The 13,520-nt window shown below is 52.0% G+C and carries 18 protein-coding genes and 1 other RNA gene; 13 read left to right on the plus strand and 6 right to left on the minus strand.

Annotated elements, in window-relative coordinates; genetic code table 11:
* Nucleotides 1–72 precede the first annotated feature (72 nt).
* The 4 genes from thpD to P8S54_RS08255 form a co-directional block, all read right to left on the minus strand.
* A complete protein-coding gene (gene thpD / locus P8S54_RS08240) occupies nucleotides 73–1,041 on the minus strand; it encodes an ectoine hydroxylase (protein ID WP_281443993.1) in 969 nt (322 codons plus the stop codon).
* A gap of 353 nt (nucleotides 1,042–1,394) precedes the next feature.
* A complete protein-coding gene (locus tag P8S54_RS08245; protein ID WP_281443994.1) occupies nucleotides 1,395–2,198 on the minus strand; it encodes a Crp/Fnr family transcriptional regulator in 804 nt (267 codons plus the stop codon).
* Nucleotides 2,199–3,838: 1,640 nt separating this feature from the next.
* Nucleotides 3,839–4,084 (minus strand): hypothetical protein, encoded by a 246-nt coding sequence (locus P8S54_RS08250; RefSeq protein WP_281443995.1) that lies wholly within the window; start codon nucleotides 4,082–4,084, stop codon nucleotides 3,839–3,841.
* Nucleotides 4,084–4,218: a hypothetical protein gene (locus tag P8S54_RS08255; RefSeq protein ID WP_281443996.1), complete on the minus strand. Its 135-nt coding sequence runs from the start codon at nucleotides 4,216–4,218 to the stop codon at nucleotides 4,084–4,086. Before P8S54_RS08255 ends, P8S54_RS08250 begins: the two co-directional genes overlap by 1 nt.
* A 430-nt stretch (nucleotides 4,219–4,648) precedes the next feature.
* On the opposite strand from P8S54_RS08255, the gene P8S54_RS08260 reads away from it, so the two are divergent.
* Complete coding sequence (locus tag P8S54_RS08260) at nucleotides 4,649–4,969, plus strand: phage protein Gp27 family protein (RefSeq protein ID WP_281443997.1); 321 nt, start codon at nucleotides 4,649–4,651, stop codon at nucleotides 4,967–4,969.
* Between the two features lie 121 nt (nucleotides 4,970–5,090).
* On the opposite strand, the gene P8S54_RS08265 is transcribed toward P8S54_RS08260, so the two are convergent.
* Nucleotides 5,091–5,759 carry a helix-turn-helix transcriptional regulator gene (locus tag P8S54_RS08265; protein ID WP_281443998.1) on the minus strand — a complete coding sequence of 223 codons (669 nt, stop codon included), beginning with the start codon at nucleotides 5,757–5,759 and terminating at the stop codon, nucleotides 5,091–5,093.
* Nucleotides 5,760–5,983: 224 nt separating this feature from the next.
* Here P8S54_RS08265 and P8S54_RS08270 point away from each other — a divergent pair, with 224 nt between their 5' ends.
* Both P8S54_RS08270 and P8S54_RS08275 read left to right on the plus strand, forming a co-directional pair.
* Nucleotides 5,984–6,349: a helix-turn-helix domain-containing protein gene (locus tag P8S54_RS08270; RefSeq protein ID WP_281443999.1), complete on the plus strand. Its 366-nt coding sequence runs from the start codon at nucleotides 5,984–5,986 to the stop codon at nucleotides 6,347–6,349.
* 2 nt (nucleotides 6,350–6,351) lie between these two features.
* A complete protein-coding gene (locus P8S54_RS08275) occupies nucleotides 6,352–6,789 on the plus strand; it encodes a hypothetical protein (RefSeq protein WP_281444000.1) in 438 nt (145 codons plus the stop codon).
* A gap of 11 nt (nucleotides 6,790–6,800) precedes the next feature.
* Here P8S54_RS08275 and P8S54_RS08280 read toward each other — a convergent pair whose 3' ends face one another.
* Complete coding sequence (locus P8S54_RS08280; RefSeq protein WP_281444001.1) at nucleotides 6,801–7,295, minus strand: hypothetical protein; 495 nt, start codon at nucleotides 7,293–7,295, stop codon at nucleotides 6,801–6,803.
* An 89-nt stretch (nucleotides 7,296–7,384) separates the two neighbouring features.
* Between P8S54_RS08280 and P8S54_RS08285 the strand changes: the two genes are divergently transcribed.
* The 10 genes from P8S54_RS08285 to P8S54_RS08330 all read left to right on the plus strand — a co-directional run bounded on the left by P8S54_RS08285 (nucleotide 7,385) and on the right by P8S54_RS08330 (nucleotide 13,518).
* Nucleotides 7,385–9,439 (plus strand): DNA-binding protein, encoded by a 2,055-nt coding sequence (locus tag P8S54_RS08285; RefSeq protein WP_281444002.1) that lies wholly within the window; start codon nucleotides 7,385–7,387, stop codon nucleotides 9,437–9,439.
* Between the two features lie 39 nt (nucleotides 9,440–9,478).
* Entirely contained in the window at nucleotides 9,479–10,201 is a 723-nt protein-coding gene (locus tag P8S54_RS08290; RefSeq protein ID WP_281444003.1) for an ATP-binding protein, read from the plus strand.
* Nucleotides 10,202–10,203: 2 nt separating this feature from the next.
* A complete protein-coding gene (locus P8S54_RS08295; RefSeq protein ID WP_281444004.1) occupies nucleotides 10,204–10,854 on the plus strand; it encodes a hypothetical protein in 651 nt (216 codons plus the stop codon).
* The gene (locus P8S54_RS08300; protein WP_281444005.1) at nucleotides 10,851–11,249 is read left to right on the plus strand and encodes a hypothetical protein; all 399 of its coding nucleotides are present in this window, start codon (nucleotides 10,851–10,853) and stop codon (nucleotides 11,247–11,249) included. Before P8S54_RS08295 ends, P8S54_RS08300 begins: the two co-directional genes overlap by 4 nt.
* Nucleotides 11,246–11,494, plus strand: coding sequence for a hypothetical protein (locus P8S54_RS08305; RefSeq protein ID WP_281444006.1), 249 nt, complete (start codon nucleotides 11,246–11,248; stop codon nucleotides 11,492–11,494). Before P8S54_RS08300 ends, P8S54_RS08305 begins: the two co-directional genes overlap by 4 nt.
* Complete coding sequence (locus tag P8S54_RS08310; protein WP_281444007.1) at nucleotides 11,491–12,132, plus strand: hypothetical protein; 642 nt, start codon at nucleotides 11,491–11,493, stop codon at nucleotides 12,130–12,132. Before P8S54_RS08305 ends, P8S54_RS08310 begins: the two co-directional genes overlap by 4 nt.
* A complete protein-coding gene (locus tag P8S54_RS08315) occupies nucleotides 12,129–12,545 on the plus strand; it encodes a hypothetical protein (protein WP_281444008.1) in 417 nt (138 codons plus the stop codon). Before P8S54_RS08310 ends, P8S54_RS08315 begins: the two co-directional genes overlap by 4 nt.
* Before the next feature lie 2 nt (nucleotides 12,546–12,547).
* Nucleotides 12,548–12,805 carry a hypothetical protein gene (locus P8S54_RS08320; protein ID WP_281444009.1) on the plus strand — a complete coding sequence of 86 codons (258 nt, stop codon included), beginning with the start codon at nucleotides 12,548–12,550 and terminating at the stop codon, nucleotides 12,803–12,805.
* A gap of 3 nt (nucleotides 12,806–12,808) precedes the next feature.
* The gene (locus P8S54_RS08325) at nucleotides 12,809–13,441 is read left to right on the plus strand and encodes a DUF3164 family protein (protein ID WP_281444010.1); all 633 of its coding nucleotides are present in this window, start codon (nucleotides 12,809–12,811) and stop codon (nucleotides 13,439–13,441) included.
* 1 nt (nucleotide 13,442) lies between these two features.
* An RNA gene (locus P8S54_RS08330) (hammerhead ribozyme type II) lies at nucleotides 13,443–13,518 on the plus strand.
* Nucleotides 13,519–13,520 lie beyond the last annotated feature (2 nt).

Here is a 13,520-nt window from a genome sequence, read left to right on the forward strand (position 1 = left end):
ACCCCACCTATACGTATGTTCCACAACCTAACGCTGGCTTTTTACTTGGCTGCTGGCTATCCGCCCCGGCAACTAGCGGCCTTCTAGCCCGTGGGCTAGAAAGTCAGGGCGCGGCTTTGGCGCCGCAAACGGTTTAATACAGCGGTTATCGGGGCGGTTAAACACGAAAAACACATTACTGCGTGGATCTGGTGAAAGGTTCGCGTTAGACGCATGCAGCGTATTGCAATCGAACAGCAATAAGCCGCCTGCTTTACCCTTTGGGGCTTCAATGCCGTGCTCATCCACTAGCTTCGTTAACGCCTCAGAGCTTGGGACACCCACCTCTTGCGCTTTTAGCGAGTTTTTGTGGTTGTCCTTTGGGGTTTCACCCAGGCAAGGCACAAACTGCAGGTGCGAGCCAGGAATCAACATCAGCGGGCCATTGAACTCGTGATTATCAGTCAGAATCAGCGAGGCACTGATGGCGTGCATATTCGGCATACCGTCTTCCGCGTGCCAGGTTTCAAAATCAGAGTGCCAGTCAAAGCCCTTACCGGCGAACCCAGGCTTATAGTTGATGCGCGATTGGTGTACGTAAGGGTCATCACCAATAATCTGCCGCGCGGCACCCGCTAAGCGCTCATCGCTGGCAAGTTTTCCAAACCGATCAGACAGCTTATGGATAGCAAAGAGCGAGCGTATCTCATGGCTCTCTGGTTCGGTGACGCTGAACGCTCTATCCCGATAGGCATCGTTATTCATCAGCCCACTCATCTCTTGGCGCAAAGCATCTAGCTCGTCACCACTAATTAGATTCGGAATAAACAGAAAACCTTTGCGCTCAAACTCATCTAACTGAGCCTCGGTCAGCGGCCCGGCTAGGTGGCGCCCTTTTACGACCGCCTCGCGACGTGGTTGGGTAACATAGGTTGGTGCCCTGAATAAACGCGTAGGATACTTATCTTGCGCCTTTACGCTGTGGGCGGATGGCATGTCGGTCATTTCGCTGTACTGCTTGTGAGCGGTGACCGCGTTGAGGGGCGTGCTTCTGACTGTCATCTAATCCACTCCTTGTATGATTAAATTTCAGGCCAAATGTAATACCGTTAAAACATAAACGACTTCCGTTGTGCATAAGCTTATTTTCATGAAAACTTAGCACAACGATTAATGTAGCCATTACAAGCAAGCTTGCAACCTACACGTAGCCGCTTTATAACCCAGGTTATAATATCAACTATTTAATTAATAACGGGCTGCACAAAAACGCTCAAAAGCTGTGTAAAACTCAACACTTACAACACAAAGCCAATCACTTTAACAAAAATTAAAAACACACCTGCTATCTAAAAAACCAATAGACCACAGCGAAACAACAGTTAATCCTTTCTCAAAGCGCCCTACCTCAACCATTAATTCAAACACACATGCCCATAAACAAACGCCTTATCAAAATCTGTAATTTTTGCCATCTCCTCGGGCTGTATTATCTTGATGCTACTGCGCGTTTTACGAATGAGTTTTTTCTGCTCCAGCGCTGTCATACAGCGGCTAACATGAACACTGGTCATTCCAAGAAGCTCCCCCACTACATTTTGCGTCACGGGAAATGAAAAAACATTGCTGGTTAACAGTCCTTTAAATTTAAACCTTTCATAAACCTCAAGTAAAAAGTGCGCTACGCGCTCTTCTGAGCGGTGATGTGTGCAGCTTCTAAGCCGTTCGATGGAAATATTGTCATTCACAAGCACATAAGAGGTAGCAGCTTCTCTCACTTCATCACGTTCCCTAAAAAGCTGATGCAAGTCACTCACAGAAAACCTTTCTAACTTACAGTTAGTTAATGCCAATATCGCGATATCATGATTATCAAAAAAACTCTCACGCAGCCCAATAATGTCGCCGGGCATAAAGATATTGCATATATCTTGCCCTCTTTTAATTGCAGCATGCGCCAAGCTAACCCAGCCCTCTTTTACTAAAAAAAGATCTGCTTTCTCATTACATAACGAAAAAACCTTCTGGTTCTTTTTTAGCTCCACGTCTCTTTTATGCACCTGGGACAGGGCTTCTATGGACTCTTCATTAAGGGGGCCGTAAAGGCTAAGAACTTTCTCTAAACGAATATTTAAATTGTCGCCACCTAAGCCTGCTAACCTGGCACCTTTATTTTCATCACCTGGCCACTTATACTCATCTGCTGTTACTTTATCCATTTATATACTTCCTTGTATTTAGACAAAAACCATACATTAAATAAACATATCCACGAACATAAAACATAAATTAAAATAACGAGCAGAAAATATAGTCAAACATAGCTAAAACAGCAAGGGACGATTTACATCATTAAAAATAACATACAAACTGCCTTAACGGGAACTTTAATACTAAGCACTTTTTTATTATCAACATAATTTATTAAGAAAAAGCAATGGTTATAAAAAACAAGTTTTAATCATGAAAAACCCCAACACTAAACACCGAGGCACTGGTCAAATATTCGTCATCCAAAACAGCGTACAGCGTTATAAAGATAGCAGATTAGTCTAAGCCTTTAGCATTCAAAACACTGTTTTCTTAACGCTGTAAAAACGGCTCAGTGGTTTCCTCAAGATGTTCGGCTAGCCTGACTGCCATAGCCCCTGAAGGATTCACTTACTCACGCGTACTAATTCTGGCTGACTGGCATGCTCAGCTGCTTGGATTAACTTAAACCACTACGCAAATATCCAAATTTTCAAAAAAACTGATTCAGAACATTCTAAAGCCAAATTTATCTTGGTAATCTTCTATGGTCGATATTTGCTTAGGGATCATGGATGATGAAGAAGCCTGCGTTGGTTGCCCTCATGGTACTGTTGCCTCTCTCTGCTCACGCTGAGATCTTCCGCTGTGTAGTGGGTGGCAAAACTACTTTCCAAGATTTTCCCTGTACTAACGGTAACTCTAAAACGGTCGATACCAGTAAACTTACGATCATTGCACCACCTCCACCCAGAACGCACCCTCAACCTTCTCAGTCAGTTTCTACACCGCGCGTTCACCACATTTATGTGCCATATAGAAACCATCATCAAGCTGAGCTCGAACGCCGTAATGCTAGGGTAAGGGATCGCGCTCGCTTTCGTTGATAATTGGTAGGTGACGAGCATAATAAGCAGCTATACCGCCACCTTTTAATTGGGCAATAATATTTCCCCACTAGCCTTTATGTATTGCTGTTCCTTAGCCAAAATTCATAATAAATATCATTCCGTTACTTCTATAAATCCAACATATGCAAGCGTCGCCAACATGCCTGAAAAATTAATGTAAAACAGGAGTTTATTTAATACATTTCATATTTCAGCTACAGGCCGTTGCCAATCACTTAAAAACTCAGTGCTTTCAATAAAACTTGAATATATATAAACAAAATAAGCACTAAAAATAAAAGAAGCGTGAATCCAAGAAAAACACTTAACTTCCAACTTTTTTGTTAAAAAACAAAAGATTAGCAACAACCGCCAAAGGAGCAAGAAGCTGTTTTTCAAGGAGTACTTTTGCTACGCCTGTCACATTACCAACCATCAAGGGTAAAATGCTAAAAAATGAGTAAGCATCGGCAATAAAGCACCCCCAAAAAAAACCTTCATAAAAAGTCGCCTCACATCATTCAATAAACTTTTTTCACCTGACTACTTATAGTCGTCGCAGAAAAATATTGACGCCTCGCTCAAACTCTCCTGTGAAAATAATTACAGATACCCATAATAAAAAACAACCTTTAAAGTTTTACATTGCCATCAAATGTCTCATTACTAAATTTAATCCCACTCTCCAATTCATCACTTAGCATAAACTCTGTCTTTAATCACTTAGCCTCAAGCCTCTCCCTTTCAGCTCTAGCAGAGAAATATTGCTTTTCTACCCTCTTCACTCTTAGATTTTCATCCACAAATTTTTTATAATTAATAACATATACACAACAGCACCATATAAAAACACCTAGAGCTGTTAGAAAAAAAAGATCAATAAAGATTGCATAATATATTGCTTGCTGTAACCCAGCCTCAAGCTCACTTAATATGCTTGCAAAGCCCCGATCAAATCCTTCCATTACTTGCGCTCCCTTCGCTTATTTTTCAATTTCTTTAATAACTTACTTTCCAACCAAATATAAAAAATGGCCATCCCACTAAACAGGATCGCCATTTTTGAAATTTGTTGAAACACTTCTCTTGCTTCTTCCATGACCCCTCCTTCCCTTATCCACAACCCCTTCCTCCCTGGAACCATCTATCCACAACCCATTGGGCTAGCCGGTATTCGTTCTCGCTTTCTTCAACGTGCTGCGCGCCTTTTCTATATCGGGGCTTATTTAGCCGCATCGTTTTTTATTTGAGACTGCCCAATTAGGCCCGTAGTTGGCTTAGACAATAACACAATTGCCAACGGCGTATAGAGGCGCGCACAGTCTCGTTCGAGGGAATATAAGCAGGAGTCGCCTCTTGGCGTGGAAGAGGCCTAGCAATGGGGGAATATAGGGGATTGTGGGTTAGCGGTAGATATGGCATTAAACACCAAGCGGCAAAATGTGGGACTAAATCCATTAACATGGGACTACCTGAAACGGGACTATCCCGATATACTGAGATAAGACCAATAATCAGGAGTAAGCCACATGCCGCGAGTCAGTGTAATTGACCAAATGCCAAAGGAATTGCGCTCTCAGCTGGACGAACGTTTGAGGGAAGCAGGATACAGCAACCTTATGGAACATGCTGAGTGGCTGCAAGCGCAAGGCGTGAACGCCTCTAAATCAGCTGTGGGGCGATATTCTGTTGAATTAAAAACTAAGGATAGGGCCGCAACTAGCATTGCCAGAGGTATGCGCGAAGATCTTTCAGACCGCGAGGCAGTCGACTTACTTATGGAGCTGGGTGCGCTGCGTGTGAAGGAAAAACGCATTCTCGACCGGCTTCAAGAGATTGGTTATTTTTAATGGGACAAAGCGAAACAGCCTTAACGGCTAAAACGTCCGTTTAGTGCCAAATACCCCACAAAGTGAAAAACGCCGCTTTCTAACCGAAGCGGCGTTTTTTTGCGCATGAATTGGCACTGCCTCACAGCCACCCAGCAGACCAAACAGCCCGCCCAATGATGTCTAGCTCGTGCAGTTGATCCTGGGGCACCAGCACTTTGTCATATTCTTTATTTGCACTGATGATCGAGATGCCATTGAACTGGCGCTGCAACCGCTTGGCGTAGAGGTGTCCATCCAGGCGCAGAATATAAATACCCTCTCCCTCAATCGTCGTCCTGGTGTGATCAATTAGCACCGTATCACCGCTGTGCAGCACCGGTTCCATCGAGTCACCATCAATACGAATCGCCGAAAGATGCTCCGGCGTCAGCCCCTGCTTACGCAGTGAGTAGCGCGTAAAGCTGATATGCGTGAGCACGCGGCAGTTCTCGTTCCAAGCACCAGCACCCGCGCTGCACTGGGCGTCATACAGCGGCACGAATGCGTAGTCTTCCATACCAGGCACTTCCGTAGCAGGTGGGGCAGCGCCCTGTCCTGCCAGCATTGCCCCTTCGCCTGATGCTAACCACCCAATATCCACTCCAACTGCTTTAGCGATTTCTACACAACGTGCCACTTTCGGCTCTCTATCTCCAGTTAGATAGTACTCAAGCGTCCTTCTGGGTATGGCCGTTATGCGCGCCAAATTATCGCCGCTTCCGGCAATTTCAGCACACTTACGGAGTCGCGCTGATAGCGTCTCAGTCATTTCGCATTCCCTAGCGTAGAAATCGAAATGACATCAATAAAGAAAACGAAATTTCGCATACAATTAACTCCAATAAAATCAACAACATAATAATAATTCATGGCTGATAGCCGTTTTGTGCAAAGCGAAATGCCGTTTTTCGCTTTACCGTAAGGAACAAAGCGGCTATGTTTATGGGGGAACGACAGGTTAGACACCCCAAAAAACGCCACCGAGGTGACGCCATGAACAACGAAATTCCTATCAATCCGACCCAGCGCTGGGAGTGGTTGAAGTACCAACTCCGCAGCCAGGGTTCTAGCTTGCGCAAATTGAGCGACGAACTTGGCGTCACTGGCAACGCGGTGCAACTGGTGAAGTACACCCCTTACCCACGCATGGAGCGCGCTATTGCCAAAAAGCTTGGGCTTGCGCCGCATGCCGTTTGGCCAGAGCGCTGGAACCATGATGGCACCCCATGCCGTGAACGCCCCAACCGTGCCGAGAAGCTTTCATCAAAGCGCACAACCGCAAACGCGCAAAACCGCTTATGCGACAAGGATAGCGGTTCTAACGTTTCGGCGCATCGTCAAATGGCGCAGGGAGCATAGCCATGAAGCGCGTCAAAGATGAGTTAACGCTAGACATCTTCGCTGTTCCCGAGCCTGTCACACCACTGCCTGGCAGCGGCAACTATGCCGCCCAGGTCAGTGAACTAGTTGGCATCGTTCTGAAGGACTGCCCCGTTGACCGTTACGAAGTGGCCGCACAGATGAGCCGCCTTTCCGGTGATGACGTTTCCAAGCACATGCTAGATGCCTGGAGTTCGCCAGGGCGCTGCGACCACAACATCCCGTTCTACCGTATTCCGCTTTTGGAAGAGGTCTGCCAGAGCCACGCCTTTACTGATTGGATCGTCCACCTACGGGGCGGGCGTGTGGCCTATGGCCGTGAGGCGCTTGCTGCCGAATACGGGAAGCTTTCCCGCATTCAGGAGCGGGTAAATGCGGATCTGCGCAAGCTAAAAAAGCTGATGGGAGAAGAGGAATGAATAACTCGAATTCAAACATCCCGCCATCGGTTCGGCGTCACTATCGTCTCTGCCGTATGGTGCCGCTCATGGGGGATATGCGCCGTCGAGTGACACGCCGGGCAATTATAAAGATCGTGTCCAAAATCTTGCTGCTTAAGCTTCAAGACAGTGGTACGGCCCTGCTCGAAACAGTTAGCACAAAAATACACTGGCTGGTGGTGTTCCCCGCTGCTCGGGCTGTTTCGTACATATACAACACTCCCTGTTTTAAGCACCAGCTGCGAGTACATATCGCGCTCAGCCAAAAAATCAGTCGCTTCGGCAAGCCGTTCCGTGAGTTCGCGTTTTTCCTCAAGAAGCGTCGTCACCTGCTCGCGCATCGAGAGGATATCCTCGCGCAGCGTTTGTATGTGCTCGCGAAGCTCTATCAAAAGTGTCGCACTGTCTCTGTCACTTTTAGCGAGATCGATCGCAGCGCGAGCGATGTTAAGAGTTTTGTCAAAACTAGCGAGCAAACCTTTCATGGGCGTTCCTCTAAGAGTGATTTGGGATTGGGTCGCACCGCCCAATCTACCGCAGAGTGCAACGCCCGCCTATTCCAGCGGGGGCGTGTATGAGCTGGTACTCCGCCAAAGAACTGGCCGGGCTGCCAGGTATGCCCGGCACTGAGCGCGCCATACAAATTCGCGCTAAACGAGAAAAGTGGGAAGGCCAGCCACGCCTGGGCAGCAAGGCTGTGGAATACGCCTTCGCCGTGCTACCCACCGAAACCCAAAACGCACTGCTTTTGGCACAAGCAGATAACGCCGCACCCACGCCTGTTAGCACCGTCGCGCCGCCGCCAGAAGAGCAGCGCCCAGGCCAGCATCAACTTACCGATGCCCAGCGCCAAGTAATGACCGCCCGCGTGGCCTTCGTTCGCGAGATCGAACGCATGAGCAAGATGGTCACCCAACAGCGCGCTATCGAAACGTTAGTGGCTCACGCCCAAGCCGACGATCTAACGCCTTACCTTAAGCAGCGTGTGGTGTTGGCCAACGACCGTAAGACGGAAACCCGCACCCTTAGCGAGCGCACCCTAAAGCGCTGGATCGCCGACTTTAAAAAGCACGGCGAGCGCGGCCTTGCGCCCAAACGCCGCCAAGCAGATATGAGCATGCCGGAGTGGGCAGGTGATTTTCTCAAGCGTTACCAGAAGCCGCAGAAACCGAGCGTTGAAGCTGCCTATCAGTTGCTGGTGGAGCAGACACCACCGCCGCACCCTTCTATACACCAGGTGCGCCGCTGGCTGGCTAAACTCTCACCGGAAGCGCGGGAGCGTGGCCGCATGGGTGCCCATGAAAGCAAATCGCTCAAAGCGTTTGTGCGGCGTACCGCTAATGAGTTGTGGCCCAACGACATTTGGGTGGCGGATGGCCACACCTTCGATGCCGAAGTGATCAATCCTGAAACCGGCCAAGCCTTCCGTCCAGAGGTCACGCTGATTATCGATTGGGCTACCCGCCGGATCGTCGGCTTTGCCTTGAACTTAGCCGAATCGACGTTGGCCACGCTGGATGCGCTGCGCTACTCGGTCAGCCGTGCCGGTATGTTTGGCACCTTTTATGTCGATAACGGTTCTGGCTTTGCCAACGACACCATCCGCGAAGTAGTGGATCGGTTGGGTGGACAGATGACCCACTCGCTGCCTTACAACTCACAGGCACGCGGTGTGATTGAGCGCGCCCACAAAACCATCCTGGTCACGCTGGCGAAAACCATGGACAGCTATATCGGCGCGGACATGGATAAAGAAGCCGCTACTAAAGCGCACAAGCTCAGCCGTCGGGATATTAAGCAAGGCTTAAAGCCTGCGCAGCTACCGACGTTTCAAGAGTTTTATGACCGCTTAAACGAAGCGCTGGACACCTACAACTTCCGCCCCCACCGGGGGTTGCCAAAAATCCGCGATGTAGAGACCGGCAAGCTACGCCATCAAAGCCCCATGGAAGCCTGGAAAAGTGCCGAAGCCGAAGGCTTTGAAGCGCTGACAGCGCCTGCTGATGTGGTCGCCTCACTGATGCGCCCGCAACTGGTGCGCAAAACCCACCGGGGTGAAGTGCGGGTTAACTCCGGCATCTACTTCCTACCTGAGTTGGTCAACTTCCACGGCGAAGAAGTGCGCGTGGGCTGGGATTACCGGGATGTAGGCCAAGTGGGCGTGTTCACCCTGGAAGGCGAGATCATTGGCGAAGCGCTATTAGACGGCAATGCCACCCCCGCCATGCCTGTCGCCGTGGTTCAGAAAGGCCGTGAGCGCCGCCAAAAAGGCCAATTCGCCAAACTCGCGCAAAAAGGCAAAACCCTCACCGGCAAAGACGTGGAGATCCGCGTTATCGAACCCGTATCACAGGCCTCTGAACAGCAGCAAGAACGCAAAATCGCCCATGCCCGCGCTCACCTCAAGCAGCTAGAAGCCGAAGGCAAGCCTTTCCAGCTTCCCAACAACAAGGTCGAGCGCTGGCGGCTATGGAACAAGTTAGATGCCCAACTAAAACGCGGCGAAGACGTGCCAGAAGAGGCGCGTGAATGGCACAAGATTTACCGAGATAACCGAGATTTAAAAGCCATTGCAGAAGCGATGGACACGGACGGGCGGCCACCCGTCCGCAATCCCTGGGCCAAGTAAGCACTCAGCCCAGAACACTCAAACTCACGAGGAAACACTATGAGCGTCAACGCGATTGTACCACTCACCAATGTAGGCCTGTTAACGGCAGCCGTTGCCAGCGCTGCCCACCGCCCGCCAGAACTGCCTGGTTTGGTGGTGATGTACGGCCCCAGCGGCTACGGCAAAAGCCTGGCAGCGGCCTATGCCGCCAACCTGCACCGCGCCTATTACATCCAGTGCCGCGAAAGCTTTACCAAGAAAGCCTTTGTGATTGCGATGTTGCGCGAAATGGGCATCGCACCCATGAAAACCCTGAACGATATGCTCGACCAAGTGGCCGAACAGCTCTCGCGCTCGGGCCGCCCGATGATCATTGACGACGTGCAATACATTATTGAGAAAAGCGCCGCCAACATCATCACCGACCTGTTCGAGGCCAGCCAAGGCACCATCATCATGATCGGTGAAGAGCAAGTGCCCGCTGCCATGAGCCGCCGCCTGGAGCGCCTGCACAACCGCGTACTGGAATGGGTGCCCGCCCAAGCCGCCAGCCTAGATGATGTGCGCGCGTTAGCGGATAAAAGCTACCCCAATATCGAGATCGAAGACGACCTGCTGGAAGCGGTGAACGAACGGGTAAAAGGCTGCCTGCGCCGTGTAGCGGTGAACCTCTACCAGATCCACAACGAAGCCACGGCCAACGGCTGGGCGATGGTCGGCCTGCGGGAATGGGGCGAGCGTGAGATCCACACCGGCCAACCACCGGCGCGGAGGGGTTAAGCATGCCGTCCAAGAACGTCGCAAAGCGTAAAACGCTATCCGCACTGGCGGGGGCTGTCACCCCTCGCCAGCTTATCTGGGACGCCATCCGTCACCAGCATTTAGAAGATGGCTTGATCACCATGCAGGGCATTCGTATTGCCCTCAAGCACCAGAAGCCCAGCCTGAGCGAGAGCCGCATCAGCGACTACCTACGCGCACTCATCGCCGGTGGCTTTCTGGTACGCAACAACCCTGACTCCCCACCCGCCACCAGCGCTATCTACTCCCTAGCGCGCGATGTCGGTGTGGAAGCACCCCGCGTGCGCCGGGACGGCTCACAGCCACCACCCCCAGGGCGCGAACAGCTATGGCGCACGCTCAAAATCATTGGCGCGTTCACCGGCCAAGAGCTAGCCGATGCCGCCAGCACACCTCAAGTGCCGGTCGCCAAAGCCACGGCAGATGAATACATCAAGATGCTCTCTCGGGCCGGGTACCTGCAAACCGTCGTGGAGGCGTCCCCCGGCGTGCCGGGCCGCTACCGCCTGGTACCTACCCGCTGGACCGGCCCCATGGCCCCGATGATTCGACGCACTAAACAGCTCTACGACCCCAACACCGGCGAAGTCGTTTACTCCCGTGTGACCAAAACCGAAGGGGGTGAACCATGAGCATGCCTATCAAAAACGGCGTCATTCGCCGTACCCGCACCGTCGACATCTCCAACTGGGGCGAAGAGCCGCCCCGCTGGATCTTGCTGCTGGCCGATGAAGTGCGCGCCACCAATCGGAAGATGGCCGGTGAGCGCATTGGTGTCTCGCGTAGCGCAGTCTCTTTGGCACTGGCTAACCGTTACCCCAGCCCCTCTACCGAGAGCATCGAAAAGAAAGTGCTGCTGGCCCTGGATGGCCTCAAATGCCCAGCGCAGCAGCTCACCACCAGCGTTGAGCAGTGCCGCGACTACCGCGCTCGCCCAGCGCCTACCCACAACCCCATGGCCATGCGCCTATGGCGGCATTGCCAATCATGCCCGCACAACCCCGAGCGCCAGGGAGAAGAACAATGAGCAAAATCGTCGAACTTTTTCCCGCACCGCCCGCTGGCGTGCTGCTCGTAGACGACCAGCGACTTCTTTACACCGTTAGCGCTCAGCTTCGCTCCGGCACCTACTACGGCGGCAACTGTTTGACCCTGACGCTTCAAGGCGAACCACTCACTCGCCCGATCAAGATGCACCTCAGTACGGATATGGCCCGCGAACTCCAGCGTGAGCTGCAAGCCGTTATCAACCAAGCGGAGGGTAAGCAATGACTCTAAAAGCCACCTGCCCCGAGTGCGGCATGAGCGGCGACATGGCCGCCTTCGTTTCCCAGGGCGAACACAACCAGGCGCTAGCCGCCGCGCTGGAAATGCCCTCACTACTGAGCAGCCGCATCGTGCGCTACCTCGGCATGTTCCGGCCCAAATCGCGTGCCCTGGCCAGCGCTAAAAGTGCCCGCCTTCTGGGCGAGCTGAAAGACGTCATCACCAGTGAAGTGATCGAACGTAAAGGCATCACCCGCCAGGCACCACTCAAGGTGTGGGTAATGGCGTTGGATCAGCTTCTGGAACGCCCGCCCAGTAACCTTCCGCTCACGGGCCACGGCTACCTGTATGAAGTGGTGGCCAACTGCGCCGACCGCTACGCCGGTGAAGTGGAAAAGCAGCAGGAAGAGGCAAAGCGCAGCGGTGCCAAAGTGTCTGCAAATCGCCCGCCCGCCGCAGCGTTTCAAGAGCGCTCTACCGATGACGTGTTAGCCGAACATGCCCGCATGGCCAACCGGCAAGCGACCGTAGCCAGCACGTCAAAAGGTCAGCGCCAAACCGCCAAGGCCGTTGAAAAAGCCAACGCCCCCAAGCGCCTATCAGAACTGCTGAAAGGTGCTGCAAGCCAGGGAGATAAGCCATGAAAACCTACAGCGACGCCATCATCGAGCACTACGCCGACCGCTTTATCGCCCTGCGCATCGCACGCCATGGCGTCAACTTGGCCCAGTACCTAATTAACCCGGCCCAGTTTGAGCGCCTGGCACTAGAGCCTGAGCCACTGCTACCTGCGCAAGAAGCGGCTGTGCTTCGAATCTGGCAGCGCTGGGATACCGGTCTGGCTGAACAGACCGCTGCCCCCACTAGCGAGCAAACACCAGACGAAGAGCCTTTCGAGATGCCGCCTGAGTATGCGGTGTGGGAAGAGTTCCTGCTGGGCTTAGGTAACAACAAAGCCATTCGCCAGCGCAACGGCGCATTTATCGAGCCGCTGCACCATCACCGACACAGCAACCAACGCAACCGTAGCGCCAACTTTGCACGTAAAGGAGCCTGAACATGTTCAACCCTACAACCCCTATTGGACGCCTAACAAACATCAAAACCATAGGCAACCAAACCGTCAGTCAAGTGATGAAAGATATGGATGAGGTGGGTGCTGGTGAGGTCTCTAGCGTCTTCACCGATAACAATAACAACGTGTTGGGAGCGCTGATTTTTCTACATGGGCCAGACACAAAGCTTTATCTCGACGCTATCGAGAATGTGAAAAATGAGCTTGAAGACGAAGAAATAACAAGCGAGGAAGAGGACTAAACCATGAACACCCCAGCAACCGAAACCCAGCAGGTACCCGAAGGCTTCCGCATGGATGCCAAGGGCCGCTTGATTCCCGAAGCCCAAATTAAAGAAATCGATCAGATCCGCGATGAGCTGGTGCTCTCGATTGTCGACCGCGCCACTGAGCTGCGCGACCAGCTACGCGACTTCAAGAGCGACGTATTCAGCGAGATCGAGGCACTCGTCGAGACCTCCGCCCAGGAATACGACATCCAGATGGGTGGCAAGAAAGGCAACGTGCAGCTGGTCAGCTTCTGCGGCAAGTACAAAGTGCTGCGTGCCATTTCAGAGAACATCACGTTCGATGAGCGCTTACAGGCTGCCAAGGGTTTGATTGAAGAGTGCCTGCGCGACTGGACAACCGACGCTCGCCCCGAGGTAGCCACCATCGTGCAAGACGCCTTCCGCGTCGACACAGCGGGCAACATCCGCACCGGCCAAGTGCTCGGCCTGCGCCGCCTGAACATTCAGGACAAGCGCTGGCTGAAAGCCATGGACGCCATCTCTGACGCGGTGCAAGTCACCGGCTCCAAGAGCTACATCCGTATTTATGAGCGCATTGGCAGTACTGATCAATACAAGCCCATCAGCCTAGATATCGCAGGCGTTTAAAAAGCGAAACGCCCCGCTCTTTTGAAGAACGGGGCGTCTGCCGGGCGTGGTGGCCCGTCACTGATGAGCAGCCAAGGGG

The sequence above is a fragment of the Halomonas sp. M1 genome (genome assembly GCF_029581375.1).
Lineage (GTDB): Bacteria > Pseudomonadota > Gammaproteobacteria > Pseudomonadales > Halomonadaceae > Vreelandella.